28 protein-coding genes are annotated in these 24,408 nt (G+C 43.6%); 20 read left to right on the top strand and 8 right to left on the bottom strand.

The window, feature by feature from the left end; translation table 11 throughout:
• Window positions 1-59: 59 nt before the first annotated feature.
• Window positions 60-278 carry a hypothetical protein gene (locus tag ACV3PA_RS07635; RefSeq protein WP_456125920.1) on the top strand — a complete coding sequence of 73 codons (219 nt, stop codon included), beginning with the start codon at window positions 60-62 and terminating at the stop codon, window positions 276-278.
• A gap of 4 nt (window positions 279-282) precedes the next feature.
• Here the strand turns inward: ACV3PA_RS07635 and ACV3PA_RS07640 are convergent, their stop codons facing one another.
• A complete protein-coding gene (locus ACV3PA_RS07640; RefSeq protein WP_053453903.1) occupies window positions 283-795 on the bottom strand; it encodes a YjcG family protein in 513 nt (170 codons plus the stop codon).
• A 145-nt stretch (window positions 796-940) separates the two neighbouring features.
• Between ACV3PA_RS07640 and ACV3PA_RS07645 the strand changes: the two genes are divergently transcribed.
• The 3 genes from ACV3PA_RS07645 to ACV3PA_RS07655 are packed head-to-tail and all read left to right on the top strand — an operon-like array spanning window position 941 to window position 2,600.
• Window positions 941-1,483, top strand: a complete 543-nt coding sequence (locus ACV3PA_RS07645) for a phosphatidylglycerophosphatase A family protein (RefSeq protein ID WP_034786059.1) — start codon at window positions 941-943, stop codon at window positions 1,481-1,483.
• Window positions 1,483-2,103, top strand: a complete 621-nt coding sequence (locus ACV3PA_RS07650; protein WP_456125921.1) for a phosphatase PAP2 family protein — start codon at window positions 1,483-1,485, stop codon at window positions 2,101-2,103. Before ACV3PA_RS07645 ends, ACV3PA_RS07650 begins: the two co-directional genes overlap by 1 nt.
• Window positions 2,103-2,600 (top strand): hypothetical protein, encoded by a 498-nt coding sequence (locus ACV3PA_RS07655; RefSeq protein WP_456125922.1) that lies wholly within the window; start codon window positions 2,103-2,105, stop codon window positions 2,598-2,600. Before ACV3PA_RS07650 ends, ACV3PA_RS07655 begins: the two co-directional genes overlap by 1 nt.
• Before the next feature lie 55 nt (window positions 2,601-2,655).
• On the opposite strand, the gene ACV3PA_RS07660 is transcribed toward ACV3PA_RS07655, so the two are convergent.
• The 4 genes from ACV3PA_RS07660 to ACV3PA_RS07675 all read right to left on the bottom strand — a co-directional run bounded on the left by ACV3PA_RS07660 (window position 2,656) and on the right by ACV3PA_RS07675 (window position 6,544).
• Window positions 2,656-3,531 (bottom strand): DegV family protein, encoded by an 876-nt coding sequence (locus tag ACV3PA_RS07660; protein ID WP_456125923.1) that lies wholly within the window; start codon window positions 3,529-3,531, stop codon window positions 2,656-2,658.
• Between the two features lie 65 nt (window positions 3,532-3,596).
• Window positions 3,597-4,922 (bottom strand): branched-chain amino acid transport system II carrier protein, encoded by a 1,326-nt coding sequence (gene brnQ, locus ACV3PA_RS07665; protein ID WP_456125924.1) that lies wholly within the window; start codon window positions 4,920-4,922, stop codon window positions 3,597-3,599.
• A 348-nt stretch (window positions 4,923-5,270) separates the two neighbouring features.
• Window positions 5,271-5,564, bottom strand: a complete 294-nt coding sequence (locus ACV3PA_RS07670; protein ID WP_050677561.1) for a hypothetical protein — start codon at window positions 5,562-5,564, stop codon at window positions 5,271-5,273.
• Window positions 5,565-5,812: 248 nt separating this feature from the next.
• Window positions 5,813-6,544: a hypothetical protein gene (locus tag ACV3PA_RS07675; protein WP_053453898.1), complete on the bottom strand. Its 732-nt coding sequence runs from the start codon at window positions 6,542-6,544 to the stop codon at window positions 5,813-5,815.
• A 132-nt stretch (window positions 6,545-6,676) separates the two neighbouring features.
• Here ACV3PA_RS07675 and ACV3PA_RS07680 point away from each other — a divergent pair, with 132 nt between their 5' ends.
• The 7 genes from ACV3PA_RS07680 to ACV3PA_RS07710 all read left to right on the top strand — a co-directional run bounded on the left by ACV3PA_RS07680 (window position 6,677) and on the right by ACV3PA_RS07710 (window position 12,475).
• A complete protein-coding gene (locus ACV3PA_RS07680) occupies window positions 6,677-7,234 on the top strand; it encodes a GNAT family N-acetyltransferase (RefSeq protein WP_053453897.1) in 558 nt (185 codons plus the stop codon).
• Between the two features lie 8 nt (window positions 7,235-7,242).
• Window positions 7,243-7,956, top strand: a complete 714-nt coding sequence (locus ACV3PA_RS07685) for an alpha/beta fold hydrolase (RefSeq protein WP_053453896.1) — start codon at window positions 7,243-7,245, stop codon at window positions 7,954-7,956.
• A gap of 87 nt (window positions 7,957-8,043) precedes the next feature.
• The gene (locus tag ACV3PA_RS07690) at window positions 8,044-9,135 is read left to right on the top strand and encodes a conserved virulence factor C family protein (RefSeq protein WP_456125925.1); all 1,092 of its coding nucleotides are present in this window, start codon (window positions 8,044-8,046) and stop codon (window positions 9,133-9,135) included.
• A 359-nt stretch (window positions 9,136-9,494) separates the two neighbouring features.
• Window positions 9,495-9,707: a hypothetical protein gene (locus tag ACV3PA_RS07695; RefSeq protein WP_053453894.1), complete on the top strand. Its 213-nt coding sequence runs from the start codon at window positions 9,495-9,497 to the stop codon at window positions 9,705-9,707.
• An 80-nt stretch (window positions 9,708-9,787) separates the two neighbouring features.
• Complete coding sequence (locus ACV3PA_RS07700) at window positions 9,788-10,234, top strand: BsuPI-related putative proteinase inhibitor (RefSeq protein ID WP_456125926.1); 447 nt, start codon at window positions 9,788-9,790, stop codon at window positions 10,232-10,234.
• Between the two features lie 33 nt (window positions 10,235-10,267).
• Window positions 10,268-11,086, top strand: a complete 819-nt coding sequence (nadE, locus tag ACV3PA_RS07705; protein WP_053453892.1) for an ammonia-dependent NAD(+) synthetase — start codon at window positions 10,268-10,270, stop codon at window positions 11,084-11,086.
• 117 nt (window positions 11,087-11,203) lie between these two features.
• Entirely contained in the window at window positions 11,204-12,475 is a 1,272-nt protein-coding gene (locus ACV3PA_RS07710; protein WP_053453891.1) for an FAD-dependent oxidoreductase, read from the top strand.
• Between the two features lie 72 nt (window positions 12,476-12,547).
• On the opposite strand, the gene ACV3PA_RS07715 is transcribed toward ACV3PA_RS07710, so the two are convergent.
• Window positions 12,548-12,943: a disulfide bond formation protein B gene (locus tag ACV3PA_RS07715; protein ID WP_023468862.1), complete on the bottom strand. Its 396-nt coding sequence runs from the start codon at window positions 12,941-12,943 to the stop codon at window positions 12,548-12,550.
• Window positions 12,944-13,008: 65 nt separating this feature from the next.
• Here ACV3PA_RS07715 and ACV3PA_RS07720 point away from each other — a divergent pair, with 65 nt between their 5' ends.
• From ACV3PA_RS07720 to ACV3PA_RS07740, 5 genes are all read left to right on the top strand, one after another.
• On the top strand, window positions 13,009-13,899 hold the full coding sequence (locus ACV3PA_RS07720; RefSeq protein WP_053453890.1) for a transcriptional regulator CcpC: 891 nt from the start codon (window positions 13,009-13,011) through the stop codon (window positions 13,897-13,899).
• A complete protein-coding gene (locus ACV3PA_RS07725) occupies window positions 13,883-14,995 on the top strand; it encodes an N-acetyldiaminopimelate deacetylase (RefSeq protein WP_456125927.1) in 1,113 nt (370 codons plus the stop codon). Before ACV3PA_RS07720 ends, ACV3PA_RS07725 begins: the two co-directional genes overlap by 17 nt.
• 234 nt (window positions 14,996-15,229) lie before the next feature.
• Window positions 15,230-16,627 (top strand): cytochrome ubiquinol oxidase subunit I, encoded by a 1,398-nt coding sequence (locus ACV3PA_RS07730; RefSeq protein ID WP_053453888.1) that lies wholly within the window; start codon window positions 15,230-15,232, stop codon window positions 16,625-16,627.
• Window positions 16,628-16,639: 12 nt separating this feature from the next.
• Window positions 16,640-17,662 carry a cytochrome d ubiquinol oxidase subunit II gene (locus ACV3PA_RS07735; RefSeq protein WP_053453887.1) on the top strand — a complete coding sequence of 341 codons (1,023 nt, stop codon included), beginning with the start codon at window positions 16,640-16,642 and terminating at the stop codon, window positions 17,660-17,662.
• A gap of 104 nt (window positions 17,663-17,766) precedes the next feature.
• Window positions 17,767-18,435, top strand: coding sequence for a potassium channel family protein (locus ACV3PA_RS07740; protein WP_035406684.1), 669 nt, complete (start codon window positions 17,767-17,769; stop codon window positions 18,433-18,435).
• Between the two features lie 37 nt (window positions 18,436-18,472).
• Here the strand turns inward: ACV3PA_RS07740 and ACV3PA_RS07745 are convergent, their stop codons facing one another.
• On the bottom strand, window positions 18,473-19,249 hold the full coding sequence (locus ACV3PA_RS07745; RefSeq protein ID WP_456125928.1) for a Cof-type HAD-IIB family hydrolase: 777 nt from the start codon (window positions 19,247-19,249) through the stop codon (window positions 18,473-18,475).
• A gap of 173 nt (window positions 19,250-19,422) precedes the next feature.
• Between ACV3PA_RS07745 and ACV3PA_RS07750 the strand changes: the two genes are divergently transcribed.
• The gene (locus ACV3PA_RS07750) at window positions 19,423-19,638 is read left to right on the top strand and encodes a DNA-dependent RNA polymerase subunit epsilon (protein ID WP_023468855.1); all 216 of its coding nucleotides are present in this window, start codon (window positions 19,423-19,425) and stop codon (window positions 19,636-19,638) included.
• Entirely contained in the window at window positions 19,635-21,302 is a 1,668-nt protein-coding gene (rnjA, locus tag ACV3PA_RS07755; RefSeq protein ID WP_035406688.1) for a ribonuclease J1, read from the top strand. Before ACV3PA_RS07750 ends, rnjA begins: the two co-directional genes overlap by 4 nt.
• A gap of 39 nt (window positions 21,303-21,341) precedes the next feature.
• On the opposite strand, the gene def is transcribed toward rnjA, so the two are convergent.
• Window positions 21,342-21,881 carry a peptide deformylase gene (gene def / locus ACV3PA_RS07760; RefSeq protein WP_053453885.1) on the bottom strand — a complete coding sequence of 180 codons (540 nt, stop codon included), beginning with the start codon at window positions 21,879-21,881 and terminating at the stop codon, window positions 21,342-21,344.
• A gap of 377 nt (window positions 21,882-22,258) precedes the next feature.
• Here def and pdhA point away from each other — a divergent pair, with 377 nt between their 5' ends.
• The gene (pdhA, locus tag ACV3PA_RS07765) at window positions 22,259-23,341 is read left to right on the top strand and encodes a pyruvate dehydrogenase (acetyl-transferring) E1 component subunit alpha (RefSeq protein ID WP_053453884.1); all 1,083 of its coding nucleotides are present in this window, start codon (window positions 22,259-22,261) and stop codon (window positions 23,339-23,341) included.
• 3 nt (window positions 23,342-23,344) lie between these two features.
• A complete protein-coding gene (locus tag ACV3PA_RS07770; RefSeq protein WP_023468851.1) occupies window positions 23,345-24,322 on the top strand; it encodes an alpha-ketoacid dehydrogenase subunit beta in 978 nt (325 codons plus the stop codon).
• Window positions 24,323-24,408 lie beyond the last annotated feature (86 nt).

Consider the following 24,408-nt stretch of genomic DNA (forward strand, 5'->3'; position numbering starts at 1 on the left):
GTGCTGGATCGGGGAAGTGTTAAATATGAACGTGTTGAAGGAGAGAGGAAGTGTAATGGATGAATGCAATCGATTTTACAGTTGTACAATATGTGAACCGTCAAGTACGTATCGATCCACAGTTAAAGACTGAGCCGGTCGCTCGGGTTCAACCGATACGCCCAGTCGATCCTTACCGAGAACATGAAACCCAGGATTTTTTAGAAGAACAGGCAAATGCATATGGTGTATTGCCAGAACTAAAACTTCCCGGTCGAAGCTTCGACCGGGAAGTTTAATCATTCATTGACCTGTGAAGCGGAATGTCTCATAGACACTCCAAGCACCATTTTCTAATTCATACAATAACGCCATTTTCGTGACATCCTCTTGGAAGCGAATATCTTCCATTTTGAGACGTTCTAGCACATCGAACAGTTCGACATCGGACAGTTCTTGACCAATCGTGATATGCGGCAAGAAATCATATTTTGGCTTATGTTCGAGTGGACCCGTATGCAGAGCGCGATGTAATTGCTCTAATTCATCGGTTGGCATCACTTTAAGGAACAAAACATTGTTTGTCGGATGAAACGAACGAGCTCCTTGAATGTGCAGATTGACTGGCTTAGTCTCAGATGCAATCCGATTCAATTCAGTGACGATATGGTCTAATTCTGTCTCGTCCATCTCCATCCGCTCCCGTAGCGTGATGTGAGGTGTGATTAGTGCATACTTCGAGTCATATCTCTTTCGATATGAATTGGCAAAATCTTGAACGCGTTTCGATGGAAACAATACAACCCCGATGTTCATCGAAAATCCCCTACTTTCCCCTGAAATGATAACGCTTTACAAAATAATCATGACGGATTCTGGCTTCGATGTCAAAGAAGTTTGAGAGGAGCTTTAGAATCCGTGTATACTAATGAGGTACTTTGTTGGAGAGGTGGATACAGTCATGAAGAAAACACATTCAAAAGAGGTCAAACAAGCAGCAATTGATAAGCTACATGAACGCGGGGTGACAATCCACGCGATTGCTGAAATCGTGTACCAAATGCAAGCCCCATACACAGTGGATCTGACAATCGAGACATGTGTTAGTTCTGTTGAACGTGTTCTTGAAAAACGTGAATTACAACATGCGATTCTCGTCGGAGCAGAACTAGACATCTTGGCAGAAAAGGGTTTATTATCAGAACCACTCTTGTCCATCATCCAAAGCGATGAAGGGCTATTTGGCGTCGATGAGACGATTGCGATTGGTGCCGTCAATACGTATGGGTCGATTGCTGTAACGACATTTGGATATTTAGATAAAGCAAAGGTCGGAATCATCAAAGAACTCGATACGAAGCTTGGAGACGGAAAAGTCAATACGTTCATGGATGATATCGTAGCAGCGATTGCGGCAAACGCATCCGGACGTCTAGCACATCGTTTACGAGATAAGGAAGACTATTCAGCAGAAGAATTAGAAGAACGTAAGGGAACATACTGATGCGGGGTGCAAGAACAGCTTGGGTGGGTGCATCTATCGCGGTTGTCCTATTCGTGATTATTGCTGTCTCGATTCGTATGACGGGTTACTTTTTATTTGATGCACAATTATCGTCGTACATGTCTCAACAGGTTCCAGGAGATTACGTCTCTTGGTTCACTCAACTAGGCTCGGGTCCAGGGGCGATGACGATGACGGCGTTACTTGGAATACTCAGCTATGTCTTGTGGCGAGACCGCATCGCAAGCATTTGGTATGTGATCATGGCGATATCAGTAGGGGTGTTGAATCAGGTCGTTAAGTTTGCCTTTGTTCGAGAGCGTCCGTCATTAAATGAACTGGTTGGCGGCGTAGGATACAGTTTTCCGAGCGGTCATTCTGCCATGGCATTTGCTGTCTATGCTGGATTTCTTGTTGTCGCTTTCCGCCATCTTAAAGTGGGTGGAAAGGTTCTTGTATCCGTATTGACGATTGGATTGTTTCTTGCCATGGGAGCTTCACGAATCATTTTGAACGTTCACTATTTCTCGGATGTAATCGGTGGTTATTGTTTTGCTACGATTATTCTTTGTAGCTCCTATGCATTTATTGTCTCACGCAGAAAAAAAGGAGTGGCTTGATGTTAGTGTTAGATGTAGATCATAGCTTATTGTTTGATGAAGAGACGATGCGTTCCATCGATAAGCCGACCTTACTTGTCGAACGAGTCGCTGGACGACCGCGCTTCATGACGATGCGAGCGCATCTTAGATTAAAGCGATTAGTATCAATCGATGGTGTCGTTCCGGTGACGAAACGAACGATGGAAGAGTACCAGCAGTTGGAACTCTTTCAAATCGATGCGCCACCTAAATGGGCAATCATTGCCGGTGGAGAAGTTTTGCTTAAAGACGGGAAAGTGGATCGTCGATACGAAAATTGGTTACGGCAATTTAATAAAAAAACATCCCTTGATTCGATTCTTGAGTATCTCATTGAAATGGAGCAAGTATCGTTTGATGTATATCCTTCTGAAACATTATCAAGTTTAATCACACTTCCGCATGATCCTATTCAGCGGACAACGGATGAAGCTTTGTTATTAGAAGAATTATTTCGTAAATATGAAACAACATGAAAAAACCGGACGGTCTCAAACAGACCGTCCGGTTTTCATCGTTTAGCGTAAGATATCAAGTTGCCGGTAAAGGAATCTCATCGAACCAATACACACCGACCGTCTCAGCACCAGCATGTGCCAAGATAGAAGGACCGAATTGTGTGATATGGACATTGATTCCAGGATGTTCTGTTACGATCAAACGTTTTAGTTCTTCAGCAGCAGTATGGGCGAGTGTATGACTGACATAAAGTGTCCGATCATAAACACCATGAGCGCTTACCTTTGAAGAGATTTCACTAACCATCTCTTTAAATGCTTTTTTTATGGAACGAACTTTCTTGAAAGGAACAAGCCGTCCTTCTTCATTAAATTGAGCAATTGGCTTGATATTAAGCATGTTCGCTAGTAAAAATTGACTGCCTGAGACACGACCACTCCGTCGCATAGTCTCCATATTTCCGATGATCAAATAAAAATGCGATTTGTGCTTAAATGTTTCAAGTGTAGATAGAACTTCATCGGGACCTTTTCCAGCAGCAGCTAGACGTTGTGCGATCCGGACGAGTTCTTGCTGATTCGAAGCACCCGTATACGAATCAATTGCGTACAAAGGGAATCCGACGGCTTCAGCTGCAGCTACAGAACTCGAATACGTACCACTCAAGCCACTCGTGATGTGAATTGCGTAACCGTAATCATATCCGTCTTCGAGTAACTGTTCGTACAACGTCACGAAATCACCAAATGATGGTTGAGAAGTTGTAGGTGAAACGTGAGTATCTTCTCGCATTTTTTGATCAAGCTGTTCAATCGAGATATCGACATACTCCCGGTAAGAATCTCCGTTTAAGATGAGTAAGGTCGGTATCACATGGACTCCGAGTTTTTCAGCCTCTTCTGGCTCAAAAAAAGCCATGCTGTCGGTAATCCAAGCAATCTTATCCATGTATATGACGCCTCCATTAATATAACCATTTTGTCCATCATACCATAGCGATGAAAGCGGAATCACTAGCTAGCGCGTTTTTGTGTGATAGGAGCACTGGAAACGTGTCCAAACCATGAACTGATACCAAAGGCGATGAGTGCCGGGAATAACCATTCTAAACTTTGATCAACTAAAGGTAAGGATTGATAAATCGTTTTAAGATTTCCCGGGAAAAGGGAAAGTTGATTCAATGCACTACAGAATGAGAAGAAGATTGTAATTCCTAGAGTTGATTGATAGACGACCGATTTACGACGGAATAGATGACGCATGAACGTCAATGCAATCAATACGATGACGATTGGATAAAGGAACATCAATACTGGAACGGCGATTGATAGCAATGTCTGTAATCCGACAATCGATACTGTAAGACCAAGAGCTGTTGTGAAAATACTAGCTGATTTTAATGAAACACGTTTGGAAATCGTCATCATATATTCTGCAAATGCAGTGACGAGACCAACAGATGTTGTCAAACAAGCAAGTAAAATCGCAAGACCAAGTACAGCTAAACCAATTGAGCCAAACGCTGTATTCGCATAATGTTGAAGAAGTGCCGGACCATCAACTTTTCCGATAGCAGCGAACGTATTACGTCCAATCATCCCAAGACCGACATATACAAGAGTCAAAGCAGTGGCAGCGATTATTCCAGCGCGAGTAACGATTTTAAATTGTGCTGTTCGTTCATGAACGCCCCGACTTTTTAATGTATGCAGTACGACGACACCGAATACTAAGGCGCCGAGAGCATCAAGCGTTAAGTATCCTTGAAGGAAACCTTGAATGAATGCTTGTCCAGTCGTCTCATATGCTTCGTTTGGCGAAGCGACGCTCGAGAGTGGTGAAATGATACTACTGATGCTTAATGCGGCAAGAGCGATCAATAATAAGGGTGTGATGAAACGCCCGATGATCTCGAGTAATTTTCCTGGACGTAGTACAAGATAGAGTGTAGCAAGGAAAAAGAGACTTGATGAGATGACCAACGTCATTTGTGAGGGAGCACCAAGGAATGGTACGACTCCAAGCTCATACGTGACGACGGATGTTCGTGGGATCCCAAAGAAGGGACCAATTGCAACGTAAAGTGCAAACGTCAATGCAGCACCTATAAAACGAGGAAGTGGTGCGGCAAGCGTTTTGATACCTCCTCCGATAGAGGCAACTGCCAGTAAGCCGAGTAAAGGAAGACCGACACCCGTTACGATAAAACCGAGGATGGCAGGAAGGAACTGTGTGCCTGCAAGCGCTCCGAGTTCCGGTGGGAAAATCAGGTTACCCGCACCGAAAAATAAAGCGAAAATCATAAATCCTAAAGCAAATGTATCTTTTGTCTTAAACATGTGTTGTCCTCCATTCATCCTAATTTCATAAAAAAAGCCTCATCCACAATGTTTGTGGATAGGCGTCGTTTGCTCAGACGCCTTGTCGAAATGACGAAAAGGGCCTGGATCTTCATTTTCTCAAACGAGAAATGAATCTTCAGTCCCTACTCTTAATCACAATCAGTCGTTCTTGGATGAGTGTAGCGTGTGTCATGTTTAAAACCTCCTGTTTGAATTTTTCTAAGAATAACATGATGAATCTAATAAAACAATATTTTCTGAAAATTCACCGCCGAGTTTTTTTAAAATAGAGAACGCCTCGAGCAGAAATAGGATTCTCTGCTTGAGGCGTTTCAGATAAAAATATCAGCTCGTTGCAATCGAGCGTGTTTTTTTATGGCGTTTTAATTTATGGAGGAGCCAAGCGTGAACGACCTCACAGGATTGACGCGGTAACGTCAGTTCCACAAGCGATTCCTGCTGTTGCCCTTTGATGATGAAAAGACCGTTTTCTTCATCGACCGGGGCGATGGTCATTGAACTCGCTTCATTCAGCGACAATTTCACTTCACCGAGCGTTGCATCCTTTAATTTCAGGATGTTCCCATTTGTCGCAAATTTCGTGAATGAGCCAATTCCGTTCACTTTTAACTGATCCATATTGAATTCCTCCTTCTGCTGATTCCAGTGCTTTCCCTATAAAAAACCGGGTCTAACTTCTATCTTTAAAAGGTTATCCTCATTATAGCGAAGTCTTCACAAGATGCTAGTCTTATTTTGTGTGAAAATTCGAATAATTTTTTAACGATATTGTCATATAGAGAGAAATAGTTGTTAAGAGGGAGTCGTCATTTAAAATTCAAATAGAACAAAAGCATCCTTTTCCAAAAAGAAAAAGATGCTAAAGGTCAATCTAACTCAAAACTCCATTTCTTCTTGCGACAAACTAACGTTCCTCGTCGAAGGATTGATTCTTTCTCTGCTTCAAAATCTTCACGTAATACACTCATATCTTCATATCGTCCTGCCACATATACGGGGATTGTAATATTTCTTGAGAAAACAGATCGTTTTGCACTTTCAAAATCAATCAAAACGCCTTCTCCGAGAAGTTGACGGATGTGAATCATGATTTCAGCTGTTAAAGCAATCGAGGCAACGGATCGAGCATGCTGTCGAAATTTCCGTTGGACGAGGTCGGCGATCAGTTGTTCCACTCGTGACCAATCTTTTAAATAAACAGAAGCATGAAGACCATCGTATTCGCTAAAATAAACCAGTTCATTCTCGATCGAGTCAAGGAAGGGAAGTGGTGTTCCTCGTTTCATATGCATTAGAAATAATAATTCCGCGATTTCGACATCCGTCAATACATCGAGCGAATGGGATGAGCGAATATCAATAGCAATCAAAGGATGACGCTGAATATCCGTTGATTGTGAAAACTGTTCGATTTCATGTGCTTCGATATAATGAAGCATCGTTCGAAAAGATTGTTTCGTCTGTTTGAAATTACTTCCTGAAATGAGTAAAGGACGTTTCAAATCGACTGCTGCAGCGAAATCAGAGAAATGGACCCCCGACATCGTCAACCGTTGATTTTCCTCGTCCTCATATAAGTAAAGTAACGCACTCGACATACCACTTCGCTTCCTTTCCATGACTAACTACTTCATAATTTAATAGTAGCAAAACTTCGAATTGCCTGAAAGGATATTTACTTCTGAAAACGGGCATACTACATAGAGAAGCATAAAGAGGGGTGATGGAGCATGTGGGGCTTGCGAAAGCCATTCCCGGAATTGCGGACCGAGCGCTTCATATTACGTGAGCTCGAAAACCGCGACGCACGTGAATTGTTTAAAATCTTATCAGATGATGAAGTCATGTACTATTATGGATCGGATCCGCTCGTGACGGTCTATGAAGCCAAAAATGTCATCAGTTACTTTAAAGAACAGTTCACGCAAGGTAAAGCGATTCGCTGGGCAATTGCTGATGCGCAAACGAATCAATTGATCGGGACGATCGGTTTTCATAACTGGCTCTCTCAATATCATCGGGCGGAGATTGGTTTTGAAGTCAGTCAAGATCATTGGCAACGTGGTGTCGCTTCGGAAGCGGCGAGGGCTGTTCTGACATATGGCTTTGAAGAATTTGCTCTCCACCGGATTAGTGCTCTCGTTGCACCTGAAAATATCGCTTCCAATGCATTAGTACAAAAATTAGGATTTCAAGCTGAAGGATTATTAGAAGATTATGCATACAGTCATGGTCGTTTCATGGATTTGACGATGTATCGTATGCTCGCATCTGAATGGAAGGGATGAGGTAGTCAATGGAAAAACAAACACTTGTGCTCCTACATGGATTTACAGGAGGAACAGATTATTTTAATCGAGTAGAGGCGAATTTACGACATTCTTTCGATGTATTGCCGTTAAGCTTACCGGGGCACGAGGGACTCGATGTCGGACCAGATACGATTGAGGGGTTTGCCGAATGGGTCATGCATGATCTTGAGCGACGTGGTATTGAAAATCCAATCATCATTGGACATTCCTTTGGCGGATACATTACCGCGGCAATCGTAGAAGCGTATGCCGATCAAATCAGCGGGTACGGTCTTGTGTATTCGACAGCAAAAGCAGATGATGAACAAGCGAAACAAAAACGGAATCAAAACATCACGCGTGTCGAAGAAGTCGGCGTAAGAGAATTCGTCAATGGTCTCGTTCCATCCTTATTCGCGGAAGGGGCAGATGAATTTGCGGTTGCTGAAGCACTTGAGATCGGATATATGATGACAGTCGAAGGAGCTATCCGCGCGCTTTCTGCGATGCGAGATCGCCGAGATATGACAAGAGCGCTGACTGAATCAACAGTCAAAGGTGTCATTATTCATGGTAAGAAAGATCAATTGATTTCAAAAGAAAATGCCTTTGCACCAGTGAACGACCATCTCTTACATCGCTCAACAGAAAGTGGACACATGGGGATGCTTGAAACACCGGATGCATTCGTTGCGATCATCGAGGAAGCATTCAAGTAACGATTTTGCCCTACGGTCATTTCTGTAGGGCATTTGCTTTGCATTTCAGATTGGATTTCTGAAATGATAGAAATGGAGGGGATATACATGAAAATCGTAGCGATTGAGCCAACACCAAGTCCAAATAACATGAAAGTCATCGTCGATGAAAATTTCTCGGAAAAAGGGCAGACTTTTGAGCATGCATTTGGAGCACCAGAACACATACAGCGATTGCTTGAAATTCCAGGTGTTAAATTCGTCTATCAGGTCAGTGACTTTTTGTCGATCGAACGTTATCCGAAATATGATTGGCGTTCGCTTGTCATCGATATACGACGTGCATTTGGAGAAACATTAAATAATGTAGAACAGCACGAGACGGATGCTGAGTATGAACCTGTCCATCTATTCGTTCAGTTCATTTTAGGCGTGCCAATGCAAATCAAAGGTGTGAAGGGATTAGAAGAAAAACGGGAAGGATTGTCAGAACGTTTCCGAGAAGCGGCGTTATTCGTCCAACCATTCGTCCAAAACGTCATCAGTGACAGACGATGGGTGGAACAAGCACCTCGATACGGTGATCTTGATGAGAGTTTGCGCGAAGTAGCACATGAGATTGAGATTGCTTATCCAATCGAACGTTTGGAGCGTCTTAAGTCGCTCGCAGCAGGAGAAGATATTATGTTCAGTGGGCAAGCGATTCAGTCGAACGATTGGAAAGAACGATTTGCGGCACTTGATGAATTACCTGTTGAGATGGAATGGGTTCCAGCGTATGCCCGATTATTACAGGATGAGAAGATGCAAATTCGTCGTCAAGCGATTGTGAAGCTCGGGATGTTCGAGGATCATCGGGAAGAGTTGTTAGAGTATTTGACAAGTGCGCTGCACGATCCGTCGGGTATCGTTCGTCGGACAGCCGGTGATACGATTTCGGATTGGGCGATGCCTGAAGCTGAACCGATGATGATGGAAGCGTTGACGGATAAAAATAAATTAGTACGCTGGCGTGCTGCTCGGTTCTTATTTGATGTAGGAACGGAACAGTCGATTCCGAGATTACGTGAAGCAAGTCGGGATCGCGAGTATGAAGTAGCCCTACAGGCGGAACTTGCTTTAACACGGATTGAAAGTGGGGAAGAAGCACTAGGGACGGTCTGGCAGCAAATGAATCGATTGATTGATGAAAGTTCATAAGAACTCGAAAAAATACTGTATCGAGTAATCATTCGACAAAATGAGTCATCAATTATCTAGGTATATTTTCCCTGTTTCTCAATAACGATGGTAAAAAAATCAAATTTGTGTTGTCATCTTTTTGAAACCAAAATGAAATGTGTTGGGAATGCTCGTTAAAAAGCTTGCATGTAGCAATTAAATAGATAATTCCAAAATATTCCTTCTTTGATTGAAATATTGTTTTGAAATGAAATGTCGAATGACAATTCTCTTCTTTTTTTAGCTCTTTGGTACAGTAAACCTACAATAACGAATTCGAAACATGTAGGTCATCTCTTGACTGAACATATGAATGAGAAAAGGGGAGAATCGGGGATATGTTACTTTTCGCTGAAACAGATTTAGCAGTAGGATACAAAGAACGAACAGCAATGGGGGTATACGTGACGATCGAGACAGTTGACAGTCGGACAATTACGTTAGTCGCACCAGCTAACGCTGCTGAAGATATTTGTGATGAATTGTTTGCGACAGGACTTGAGCAATTGTTTTCATTTAATATGAATCCATCGACTTTACCTGTAGCATAAGCAAATTAACGCGCGAAAGAGGAGAATCCTCTTTCGCTTTTTTTTTGTGATAAAATTGATTTAGATTAAGGAGGGATGAGATGAAACGTCTCTTTTTCGTTCTACTTTCTCTGACTATTTGTCTTGCGGGGTGCCAGGAAAAGAAACAACAGGCAACCAAAACGATGAACGAACCGATTCAGATTGCAGTCAAGATGACAGAACAAGATGACATGATTCAATTAAACATTTTGTTAACGAATCCGAATGATCATAGTGTAAACGTGACGTATCCATCCTCACAACGTTTCCAGGCTCAATTAATTGATGCCAATCAACACGTAACGTATGATTTTGAGAAAGAGCAAGTGTTCACACAAGCTATTGAAAAGGATACATTTACGAAAGGTGAAACCAAAAGCTACACAGTGGAAGTACCAATCCGGGACTCAGGCGATAGTACAGAAGTACGTGTTGCAACCATTCGCCAGTTCAAGGGAGCAAATGAAAAACAAACGACGGATCGTCAAAAGCTTAATTCAAATTGATGAACAATACGATATGAAGGAGTGAAGAGATTCATGCAGCAAGAAATCATTCAAGTAACAGGCGTAAAACCTGTCATTGACCCAGCACAAGAAGTAAGTAAACGTGTATCGTTCTTAAAGGCATACTTAAAACATACAGGGGCTAAAGGATTTGTTTTAGGTATCTCTGGAGGACAAGATTCATCGCTCGCGGGGCGTCTATGCCAACTAGCCGTTGAAGAACTACGAAAAGAAGAAGGGAAAGATGTCGCATTTTACGCGGTCCGCTTACCTTACGGAGAACAGCAGGACGAAGCAGATGCACAAACGGCATTGACGTTCATTCAACCGGATCATTCACTCCGTGTAAATATCAAACCAGCGGTCGAAGCATCGATGCAAGCGTTCGAAGAAGCTACAGGCGCAGAACTTTCCGACTTTAGTAAAGGAAATACGAAAGCGCGTGAACGAATGAAAAGCCAGTATGATTTAGCCGCTCATTATGGATGTCTCGTCGTTGGAACGGATCATGCAGCCGAATTCGTGACAGGGTTCTATACGAAACATGGTGATGGTGCTTGTGATTTAACGCCATTAACAGGTTTGAATAAACGCCAAGGAAAGCAACTCTTACGTTATCTAAATGCACCAGAGGTTTTAATTGAAAAAATTCCGACGGCAGATCTTGAAGAAAACCGTCCGGCATTACCAGACGAAGTAGCGCTTGGTATGACCTACGAAGAAATTGATGATTACTTGGAAGGCAAAACGATTTCAGCAACTAGCCAAGAGAAGTTAGAAACGCAGTATAAACGTGTTGGGCATAAGCATCATATGCCAGTCTCGCCACTCGACGACTGGTGGAAAGCATAATCGTGAATAAGAAGACGTGATTTCATGTTTGAAATCATGTCTTTTTTTTCATCTTCTTCGATTTCTCTTTGACTGTTATGGGAAAAGAATAGAAATGATTGTTGAGGAGGCGAAGGTATGACGATTGGTATCATAGGTGGGGGATTATCCGGGTTAACTGCAGCGGCATTATTCGCAAAACAAGGAGAAGCAGTCATGCTCTTTGATGCTGGATTACTCGGAGGACGTGCTACCTCTCAAACCGTAAAAGGATATACGTTTAATTACGGCGCTCATGCTATATATGGACGCGATCAATCCATTCTTCGAAAATTAACGAAACAACTCGGAATCGAAGTGACATGGCTTGATTTTTCGGCGAGTCGTGCGAAATATGAGTTTTCAGGTCATTTGACGGCTGTACCTGCGAACGCCTGGGGATTGTTGAAAACGGAGGTCATCGAAGGAACGAACAAGGTCCGGTTTACATGGGAAATCATTAAAACGATTTTACGGGTGGAACGAGGCGATCCGCAACAATCAATCGGACAATGGTTAAAAATAGAACAAGTCGATGAACAAGTCGCGCAGTTGATGCTTGATTTGGCATCGACGAACTTTTTTACGGCGGAACCGGAGAAGATTCCTTCAGACGTTTACTTCGAGTATTATCAAAAACTTTTTCGGACACGTAAGCCTGTCTCCTATATTGAGGGAGGGTGGCAAGGATTAGTGCAGGAGCTAGAACGAATCATATTAGAAAATCAGGGATCAATCCTGAAGAAAACGAAAATAACAGCAGTTGAGTCGACTACGTCAGGATTTCTGATTCGAGATCGAAAAAAGCAGGAATGGACCGTAGAACGAATCATCTTTGCCATACCGCCACGCGAAATCCTAAAAATGGCGACACCGCCTACAATACAACAATTCGTTACACCATATGCTAGTCATGAACCGGTAGAAGTATTCGTGTATGATCTTGGACTACAGCCTTATATTCAAACACCTTATTCCTATATCTATGACCGAGCGCATCGTGCTTTCATCACGGATTTATCGCATTATGATACAAGTCTTGCACCGAAAAATGGTCAAGTGCTTCAAGCGATCGCCTATCTCGAGCACGATCGTTTAGAAGATCCGGGTTACATTGAACATGTTCGATCTGGAATCGAACAGATGCTAGACCTTCATTTCGCAGACTGGCGTAAGCGTATCGTCGCAGAAAGAACGATCAAACGGGCAGTCGTTCAAGAAATCAAATGGAAGATGGGACAAACTCCTCTTTCGACGCAGCTTCCTGACCATGCGGACGTTGCATTCGTCGGAGATTGGTGTGAAGGGACAGGGCAACTCTCAGAGTTAGCATTTTCAAGCGCAGTGAGCGTCTTCAATCGATGGACATGATACTAAACGATACAAATAAGGAGAAGCGCAATCGGCTTCTCCTTACTTTTAGTCCTTTAAAGATGTTACTTCTTACGCTTCGTTGTTTGAACGTGCTGGATAGAACGCTAAAATCAATAGCAATGTAAAGGCGATGAGACTCATCATCGGGATTGTCAAGAAACCAAAGTAGTTGACCCATTTGATGAGGCATCCGCTCGTACATAATGCTTCCCCATCGGGTAAACGCTCAAGGATGACATGGTATAAGGCGACGCCAAAACCGGCTAGCACATATAGGCGAACGAATAGAGGATCAATCGTTTTCGATCGGAACAGCGAGATAAGCAAATAAAACGCTGTCGTATACATGAATAGCCGTTGCCACCAACAGAGTGGACAAGGGATGAACCCGCGAATTTCACTGAAATAGAGACTGCCGAGCGTTGCAATCGTTGAGATGATGAACATAAAATGATAGCGTGTCATATGTATCGTCCTTTCTAACGTGTTAAACTAATGCCATCTTATATCATGAGGAGTCGAATCTCACATTGCAAGTGTCTGAAATGGAAATGTTGATCACTTTATCGGAAGAATTAAATATGAGGCGGGCCGCTGAACGATTATTCGTTTCGCAACCTGCGCTTAGTCAACGTCTTGTTGCGATCGAGAGACGTTGGGGAACAAAACTATTCATCCGTTCATCGCGTGGCTTAAGTATCACACCTCAAGGAGAAAAAGTGATTGGTCTCGCGAAAGAGATGAATCGAAAAGAACTCGAACTAAAAAGTGAATTGACGGCAGAAGAAGGTGCCGTCTATGGGACACTTCGGATTGCAGTCGCCTCCATCATGGGTCAGTACTGGCTCCCGCGTGTCTTGAAGCGATTCGTTGAACGCTACCCGCATGTTCGCGTTCAGCTCGTCACAGGATGGTCCAGTGAGATGATGCGTCATATGTTAGAAGAGCACTTTCATATCGGTATCATTCGTGGAAATCCAGATTGGAAAGGTGTCAAAGAGCGCCTGTTCTCAGATCCGCTCTATCTCGTCGATAGTGAACTGACGTCGATCGAGCAGTTGCGCGTAACAGATCGACCATTCATTCAGTTCAAGAGTGATTCGACTTACTATCAAGAAATTTTAGAATGGTGGCAAGATCGGTTCGCAAGTCCACCATCTCGGACACTTGTCGTCGATCAAATCGAGACATGCAAACAGATGGCGCTACATGGGATTGGTTTTGCAATCCTGCCTGAGTCGACGATTCAGCACTCGAATGAAGTTATGCAACTTCCGTTGAAGACCTCATCCGGAAAAGTACTGAAGCGAGATACGTGGATCTTGTCTACGGAATCGATGCTTGAATTAAAACAAGTCCAAGCATTTTGGGACATCGTAAAAGAAGAAGGAGGAAGTCAGTCAGATGGAATACGCCATTGAAATGCGGCGCGCGCTTCATAAAATACCAGAACCAGGGTTCAAGGAATTTAAGACGCAAGCTTTTATATTGGAACAAATTCGTGCCTATCCACCAGATCGTGTCACGTATGATACGTTTGAAACAGGTGTGTTCGTCCGAGTGAAAGGATTGACCGGAAACCGGACGATCGGTTACCGAGCAGATATTGATGGATTACCGATCGAAGAAGCAACAGGGCTTCCGTTTTGCTCAGAACATCCAGGCTTCATGCATGCCTGTGGTCATGATATGCATACGTCGATTGCGTTAGGATTGATACAACGAATCGTTGAGTTACCTGTCATGGATGATGTCGTCTTTTTATTCCAACCAGCGGAAGAAGGACCGGGCGGGGCGGAACCGATGATTAAAAGTCCGTTGTTTGAAAAATACCGTCCAAGTGAGATGTATGGTCTACATGTCGCACCGGAATATCCAGTCGGTACGATTGCCAGTCGTCCCGGTGTCTTATTCGCGAGTGCTCGAGAAGTTCATATTACGATTTATGGTCAAAGTGGTCATGCGGCGTTTCCTCACTTGACGATTGATACCGTTGTTGCTCAAGCCGCTCTCATCATGCAACTACAAACGATCGTCAGCCGATCGATCAATCCGATGAACTGCAGTGTCATCACGATTGGAAAGGTCGATGCTGGAATTCGGGAAAACGTCATTGCCGGTAGAGCGGTTCTTGACGGAACGATGCGTGCACTCAATGGAGAAGACATGGAAAAACTTGAACGACGCGTTCGTGATATCATTCGTGGAATCGAAGCTTCGTTTGGGGTCAAGATCGATTTACAATTCGGAAATCGGTATTACGAAGTCGTCAATGACCGGCAAATCGTCGATAAATTTTCGTCATTCGTCAAGATGAATGCGAACTATATTGAGTGTGACGCGGCAATGACAGGAGAAGACTTTGGTTTCATGCTTAAGGAAATTCCAGGGATGATGTTTTGGCTTGGGGTTGATAATCCGACCTCTGGATTACATCAACCAACATTAAACCCGGACGAATCGGCCATACCGTTCGTGATCGATTTATTGGATCATTATTTCCGAGAGTATGTTTAAAAAATTTTATGAAATAATGAAGGATATCGTGCTTTCCCTTTCGAAATCAAGAATGGGAAAGCTTTTTATATATGTAAGAATAGGAGTTTTCGAACATTTTGTGAAAAAAATCACGTGCACATGTGAACAATTTGTTACATCAAACATTATAAACAGACATAAAGGGTTATGTTCTCTATGATACGGTTATAGACCATATAGAGAAGTATGTTTTAGGAAGAGGGGGCTATATACATGTTCAATGATCCCGTAGTGCTCAGTCGATTGTTGACAGGGCTCACATTAGCGTTTCACATTATATTCGCGACGATCGGCGTCGGGGTACCACTCATGGTACTTGCAGCTGAATTCATCGGTCTGAAACGAAAAGATCCGGATTATATCTTATTAGCAAGACGATGGACACGTGGATACGTCGTCACCGTAGCAGTCGGTGTCGTAACAGGGACGGCAATCGGGTTGCAATTATCACTACTTTGGCCGTCACTCATGCAAGTGGCAGGTCAAACAATCGCACTACCACTATTCATGGAAACATTCGCATTCTTCTTTGAAGCGATTTTCCTCGGTATTTACCTGTACACATGGGATCGCTTCAAAAACCCATGGTTACACTGGTTGATTGGGATTCCAGTCGTCATCGGTGCGACAGCATCAGCGTTCTTCATTACGACGGTCAACTCTTTCATGAACTCACCAGAAGGGTTTAAGATCGTCAACGGGACACTCACACAAATCGAACCGTTAAAAGCAATGTTCAATACGGCAACACCGACGAAGGCGACACACGTCATCGTGTCAGCTTACTTGACAGTCGCCTTCATCTTGGCGGCAATCGCTGCATTCCATCTGCTTCGGAAAAAAACACTTTCAGCAGCGGAAACGGCGTATCATAAAAAAGCACTTCGCTTAACGGTCATGGCTGGATTAATTTTCGCCTTCTCGACTGCACTTGTCGGGGACTTCTCAGGGAAATACTTGGCGAAATACCAACCAGAGAAATTAGCAGCAGCGGAATGGCACTTTGATACGACAAGTGAAGCAGAATTGATTTTTGGTGGGATACTTGATCAGCAAGAAGACGGTAGCTATGAAATCAAGGGAGCCGTTAAAATCCCATATGCACTCTCAATTCTTGCAGGTGGGGCACCTGATACAGAAGTCATTGGCTTAAATGAGTTCGCAAAAGAAGATCAGGCACCACTAATCGTTCACTATTTCTTCGATATCATGGTCTCGATTGGTATGTATTTAGCTGCTATTTCTGCCTTGTTCATCTTGGCATTCCGTCTCAAAAAATTGAATCCGTATAATAAGTGGATTCTAAGAGGTATTTTCATCGGTGGACCTCTAGCGATGGTTTCAATTGAAGCAGGTTGGATGTATGCCGAAATTGGACGTCAGCCTTGGACGCTTTACGGTATCATGCGGACAGCAGATGCAGCGACGACGTCAACGGCTGTTGGTCCGATGTTGATTCTATTCAGTGCCTTGTACTTGATGCTCGGTACGATTTGTACAGTCGTATTATTACGGATGTTCAAGAAAAACCCGGTTGGAAAAGAACTTCAAGAACTTGCTGAGAATCACCACGCTCGTGGGGAAGCAATGTTCGTGGATGATAACAAGTAAGGAGGGAACGATTTGGACGTTCAAACACTAGGAATTACGGTCCTTTGGACTTTCCTGTACGGATATCTCATCGTTGCCTCAATTGACTTCGGTGCTGGATTTTACGCCTTTTATTCAAAATATACGAAGCGGGATCACTTGACGAATCGATTGATTCTTCGTTATCTCTCACCAGTGTGGGAGGTAACGAACGTCTTCTTCGTATTCTTCTTCGTCGGACTAGTCGGGTTCTTCCCGGATACCGCTTACTATTTCGGTACGGCACTACTCGTGCCAGCCTCAATCGTTCTTGTGTTGATTGCGATTCGTGGTAGCTTCTATGCATTCGCCAATTATGGATCAAACAACAGCATGTTCTATACGTTCTTATATGGAGCAACTGGTTTATTGATTCCGGCAGCGATGTCAACGACACTGACGATTAGTCAAGGCGGATTCATTCGCAAAACGAATGAAACGGTCGAATTTTTAGGAACAAAATTATTCTCGAACTTTTACTCTTGGTCGGTCGTAGCACTTGCGATCGTATCAGTCCTTTACATCAGTGCGATGTTCCTTTTATTCTACGCAGATAAAGCGAAGGATGAAGGGGCTACGCCATTGATTCGTAAATGGGCGCTCTTCTGGAGTGGACCAACGATTCTTGTCTGTGCACTCGTCTTCTTCGGATTGAAAAATCAAGCGGCATGGCACTATGAAAATATTTTAAACGGCAACTGGTGGTGGTTCGCTGCTAGTTTCATCTTCTTCCTCATTGCTGTGACACTTGTCTACATGAAGAAGAATTACGGAATTGCCTTCGTTGCGGTCATGCTACAGTATGGAGTGGCGTGGTTCGGTTACGGTTATACGCACTTACCGTATATCTTGTATCCATATATCGATATCAACAAAGCGGTTGTTAACGAAACGATGGCTTCCGCACTCGTCGTCGTCTTCATCTTCGGACTCTTACTCTTGATTCCGGCGTTGTACTTGATCTTACGACTCTTCTTGTTCGATAACGATTATGTACGTGGAAAATCATCAAAATAATGGATGAATAAACGCCTCTGCGATTCGCAGAGGCGTTTATAGTATTTTTAAAATGAATCGGGTACACTACTAAGGAAGAGCGATTGTGAAGGAGAGTTGTGAAAATGAATGGAGAGTTTGCAGTAATTGGACTAGGGCGTTTTGGTGGCTCCATCGTCCGGGAACTATCAAAAAATGGTTACGATGTCTTAGCGATTGATTCAGATGAAGAGCGAGTCAATGAATTCATGGGAATTGCGACGCATTCTGTCATTGCGGATACGACAGATGAGAACGTCCTAAAGAGCTTAGGAATCCGGAACTTCGATCATGTCATCGTCGCCATTGGGGAAAATATTCAAGCTTCAATTTTGACGACGTTGATTTTAAAAGAACTCGGAGTACAATCAATTACCGTCAAAGCAACGAACGACTACCACGAAAAAGTATTACGGAAAATCGGAGCGGATTTCATCGTTCACCCAGAACGTGATATGGGGGTCCGAATTGCAAATGGTTTAATGAGTTCAAATATTCTTGATTATCTCGACTTATCTCAAGAATTTTCGATCGTCGAGATTAAAGTCAGTGATCGGATGGCAAAACAAACATTGATTGATCTTGATCTACGGAGCAAATATGGTGCGAACGTCGTCGCTATTAAACGTGGCGAAAACGTCATGATCTCTTTGCAAGCAGATGAAGTCATTGAAAAAGGTGATTACCTTGTCGTCATTGGCGAAAACGAGGATCTCGATCGTTTAGAGCGCGCGATTCATAAAGTGAAGAACTAAAAAAAGCTGAGGCATGCCTCAGCTTTACAACTATCTGTTAAATGAGTTGAAATTCTTTTAATCCGTGTGCGATACCGTCTTCAAGGATGGATTTCGTAACATAGTCAGCAGCAGCTTTCGTTTCTGGAAGCCCGTTGCCCATCGCGATACCAGTTCCGACGTAACGGAGCATCTCTAGATCGTTGAGAGCATCACCGAATGCAAAGGTATCCTCACGACGAATGTTCGTCAACTTCAGAAATTGTTTGATGCCTTCTGCTTTCGAAGACCCGACATTGATGACATCCATTGCATGTTGATGCCAACGAATGAAATCGAAGGCGTCATATCGTTTGACGTAATCTGCTTCTTCTTCTGCCGTACAGTAGACGAGTGTTTGGAAAACATCCTGGGATAAGAATGCTTCTTCATCGTGAATTGGTAATGGCATATCAAGGTCACCGAGCGAATCAACGACATGAAAATCATTCGATTTCGTCGTGAAGCCCTTTGTTTCACCTAGGTAGACGAGTGTATGCCCGTTTTCCTTTGCTTGTTGCGTCAATTGTGTCAAATCGGCTTTAGGTTGCGGACGCTTATAGATGATTTCATTTTGATGAACGACGATTTGCCCGTTATAGCCGATGATCGTATCGATGTTGAGCAGTTCACGAATTCCGGATAACATCGCAGGTCCGCGGCCGGTTGCAAGTGCTACATAGACACCGTTTTCTTGAAGTTGGCGAATTGCCTGTTTTGTTGATTCTGGAACAAAATGACCATCATGCAATAAGGTTCCGTCGATATCGAAAAAGACGACTTTCTGATTTGCCATGGTTTCACCTTCTCTTTTTATTTGGTCGAAGTGACCTATTCATGAGAAAGTATAGCATAACCAAAAGCGTGTTGCCGGAAGGGAACATGCGGAATAAGGATGAAAAATAGTCCATGTATCGTGTATACTGTACTAAGGACAAAAAACAATGTACTGATAAGGAGTTGCTAGGCATGATTTTTAAAGTATTTTACCAACCGCTTCGTTCGGAAGCACCTGTTCGTGAACGGACAGAAACAATGTATGTAGAAGGGGAAAGCATTCGTGACGTGCGATCAACGATTGACCACCTCAAAGATATCAACATCGAGTTCATCCGCGAAGTTAGTGGAGAATTTTTGACATACGAACAACAACATCCTGATTTCAAGGTTGCGACATTCGAATGAAGTTCGTCAAAAACCATCAAGCCGCCGTCTTCGCACTCGGTGGACTCGGGGAAATCGGAAAGAACACATATGTCGTTCAATTCCAAGATGAGATCATCGTCATTGACGCGGGTGTCATGTTCCCCGAAGATGAATTACTCGGAATCGACTATGTTATTCCAGATTACACTTATTTGATCAAGAACAAGGATAAGGTCAAAGGAGTCTTCATCACTCACGGTCATGAAGACCACATTGGCGGTCTTCCTTTCTTGCTTAAACAAGTGAACTTACCGATTTACGCAGGAAAGATCGCGATGGGTCTCATCAAGGTGAAACTAGAAGAGCACGGTTTGCTTCGTAACGCGGAACTGCATGAAATCGATGAGGATTCGATTATCAAGTTCCGGAAGACAAGCATCTCGTTCTTCCGTACGACACACTCGATTCCGAATTCGTTCGGTGTCGTCGTTAAAACGCCACAAGGGAACATCGTTCATACGGGGGATTTCAAGTTCGATTTCACACCAGTTGGAGAACCAGCTGATTTAGCGAAAATGGCTGAACTCGGTAAAGAAGGCGTATTGTGTCTTCTATCGGACTCAACGAATGCAGAAGTGGAAGGGTTTACGATGAGTGAACGCGTCGTCGGTGAAACGATCTCAGACATCTTCCGCAAAGCAGAAGGACGGATCATCTTCGCGACATTCGCGTCGAATATCTATCGTTTACAACAAGTCGTCAATGCTTCTGTTGAAGCAGGACGTAAAATCGTCGTCTTCGGACGTAGTATGGACAAGGTCATGATGATTGGTCAAGAACTTGATTTCATCAAAGCGCCGAAGGGTACGATCATCGAGCCAAACGAGATGAAACGTTATAAATCAAACGAATTGACGATCCTTTGTACCGGTTCGCAAGGTGAACCGATGGCAGCACTTAGCCGCATTGCAAACGGAACACACCGTCAAATCTCAATCATTCCAGATGATCTTGTCATCTTCTCTTCGTCACCGATTCCAGGGAACGTCGTTTCTGTCGGGAAGACGATCAACCAGCTGTATAAAGCTGGAGCGGATGTCATGTACGGTAAACTAAATGATATTCATACATCGGGTCACGGTAGTCAACAAGAGCAACTGCTCATGTTACGTCTATTGAATCCAAAGTATTTCATGCCGATTCACGGGGAATACCGGATGCTGAAAAAACATATGTCGCTTGCGATGGATGCTGGTGTACCGGAAGAAAACTGTTTCGTCATGGATAACGGTGAAGTATTAGCATTAGATGCGAACGCTGCTGCTATCACTGGTAAGATTCAAGCAAATGCCGTCTATGTTGATGGAAAAGGGATTGGGGATATCGGAAACATCGTCTTGCGCGATCGTCGTATTCTCTCGGAAGAAGGGCTCGTCGTCGTCGTCGTTACCCTCGACTCGAAGACGAATCGTCTTGTCTCAGGACCAGATATCATCTCGCGTGGTTTCGTCTACATGCGTGAATCAGGTAATCTGATTAAAGATGCTGAGCGTCTACTCAAGCGTTCGCTTGATCAATCACTTGCGAACCGCAACACGAAATGGACAGACATCAAACAAGTCATCAATGATACGCTCACACCGTATTTAACAGAAAAGACACAGCGCCATCCGATGGTCATGCCGATCATCATGGAAGTATAATAAAAAAACTCGTTTCCGCTTTGGAAACGAGTTTTTTTATTACGTAGCAGGACCATATTCCTTAAATGGCTCTTTTTTATCAATTCGATCGTAAAACATGACGCCATCTAAATGGTCATATTCATGCTGACAGACGATTGCTTTCATCCCTTTTAAACGTAATTTTACAGGATTTCCGTTATGATCGATGCCAGTTAGGGTAATACGCATATAGCGCGGTACATGTCCTTCTACTTCACGGTCGACGGACAAACATCCTTCGCCGCCAGTTAAATAGGTCTGCTCGACGGAATGACTGATGATTTTTGGGTTATAGATACCAAATTCCAACAAATCATCACCATCCGGTAAGCGGATCGCGAACATGCGCTTGTTGACACCGATTTGTGGCGCGGCAAGTCCGATACCACTTCTTAAATCGTATTTCTTCGCAATTTCATCATCTTGACTGTTGGCGAGGAACTCGCGCATGAGTCGCATCGTTTCCTTATCCTCATCGCTGAGAGGGAAGGTCACTTCTACTGACCGTTCGTGAAGAGTCGGAACGTCTTCACGTACGATTTCATTCATGGTAATCATGAACAACACTCCTTTCGTCTACAAAAAGTATAGCATAGGAAAGTGGGGAATGATGACAACTAACACAGTAGGAAATTATCGAATGATACAGAAGATGGAATATTCTTGTTTTGTGATTGAATTCACAATATAAAGAGCGAAAAAAATAAAACATTTCCTTTGATTTTAAGGTGTTACAGATTTATACTTGTAACGTAATGAACAAGACACTACAACGTGTCGATTCATGATAATACAGTTTACTCAACTGAATAGGTACACAGACACATGTTCAAAGGATAGTCACACGGGACTTCGTTTTTTGGACACTATTGTTATGTGGGCAAATCAGTCAGAGGAATATTTCGCTGAACGCAGTGAAAGGATGAGGTGAAAAGATGAACGTAAACATGTTTAAAAACGTGGAAGAAAACTTTGAAACGTTCCGCATTCTTGACGAGAAAGGTGAAGTCGTCAATAAAGACGCTATGCCAGATCTCTCGGATGAAGAGCTTACGGAATTAATGCGCCGTCTCGTATACACACGTATCTGGGACCAACGTGCAATCTCACTTAACCGTCAAGGACGTCTTGGTTTCTATGCTCCAGTAGCTGGACAAGAAGCGTCAATGATCGGTACGCAATTCGCTTTGGATAAAGATGACTGGATTCTTCCTGGATACCGTGATATTCCACAAATGGTCTTCCATGGCTTCCCACTTTACAAAGCATTCTTGTTCTCACGCGGTCACATCACAGGTGGTAAGATTCCTGAAGGTGTTAACGTCTTAATGCCACAAATCATCATCGGTGCGCAGATCGTTCAAGCGGCTGGTGTTGCTCTCGGTCTTAAGAAAAGCGGTAAAGAACAAGTTGCGATCACTTACACAGGTGATGGTGGTTCTTCACAAGGGGACTTCTATGAAGGAATGAACTTCGCTGGAGCTTTCAAAGCACCTGCTATCTTCGTCGTTCAAAACAACCGTTTCGCAATCTCGACACCAGTCGAAAAGCAATCAATGGCGAAAACAATCGCTCAAAAAGCTGTTGCTGCTGGTATCAACGGTATCCAAGTCGACGGTATGGACGTTCTCGCTGTATACGCAGCTACGAAACAAGCTCGTGTTGAAGCACTTAACGGTGTTCCAACATTGATCGAAACATTGACTTACCGTTACGGACCACACACACTCGCTGGTGATGATCCAACACGATACCGTACAAAAGACATGGATGATGAGTACCAAGCACAAGATCCACTCGTCCGTTTCCGTGCTTTCATGGAAACAAAAGGTCTTTGGAACGAAGATAAAGAGAATGAAGTCATCGAGCAAGCAAAAGCTGACGTGAAGGAAGCACTTGCACAAGCTGACAAAGAACCAAAACAAAAAGTTACAGATTTCATCAACGTGATGGCTGAAAAGCTTCCACAAAACCTGCAAGAGCAGCTTGATGAGTATACAGCAAAGGAGTCGAAATAACCCATGGCACAAATGACGATGATCCAAGCGATCACTGACGCAATGCGCGTCGAGATGAAACGCGACGAACAAGTTCTCTTGTTCGGTGAAGACGTCGGTAAAAACGGTGGGGTATTCCGTGCGACAGAAGGTCTTCAAGATGAGCTCGGCGAAGACCGCGTCTTCGATACACCACTTGCGGAATCAGGTATTGGTGGTCTTGCTGTCGGATTCAGTCTGACAGGATTCCGTCCAATCATGGAAATCCAATTCTTCGGATTCGTATTCGAAGTATTCGATTCAGTCGCAGCACAACTTGCGCGTCTCCGTTACCGTTCAGGCGGCACTTACAGTGCACCTGTTACAATCCGTTCACCATTCGGTGGCGGTGTAAAAACACCGGAACTTCACGCAGATAACCTTGAAGGACTCATGGCTCAGTCACCAGGACTTAAAGTTGTCATTCCTTCAACACCATACGATGCAAAAGGTCTCTTGATCGCATCAATCCGTGACAACGATCCAGTCGTCTTCCTCGAGCACATGAAACTCTACCGTTCATTCCGCGGTGAAGTGCCAGAGGGCGATTACACGATCGAACTCGGAAAAGCTGATGTAAAACGTGAAGGTACAGATGTCACAATCGTCACTTACGGTGCGATGGTACACGCTTCACTTAAAGCAGCGGAAGAGCTCGAAAAAGAAAACATCAGCGTTGAAATCATCGATTTGATGACAATCAGCCCGATCGACATCGATACGATTCTTGCTTCTGTCAAGAAAACAAACCGTGTCGTCGTCGTTCAAGAAGCACAAAAACAAGCGGGTATCGCTGCAATGGTTGCAACTGAAATCCAAGAGCGCGCAATCCTTGACCTCGAAGCACCGATTCTTCGTGTTGCTGCACCAGATACAATCTTCCCATTCGCACAAGGTGAAGACGTCTGGATCCCAGATCACAAAGATATCGTTGAGAAAGTCAAAACTGTCTACAATTTCTAAGAGCATTTCGGAAAATAAGGAGAGGGTTCTATTCTCTCCTTGCTTCCGTTTTTACAGATAACAATCGACTAGAAGAGTGAACTAAA

This window comes from Exiguobacterium sp. EA-TM-5, assembly GCF_053878415.1.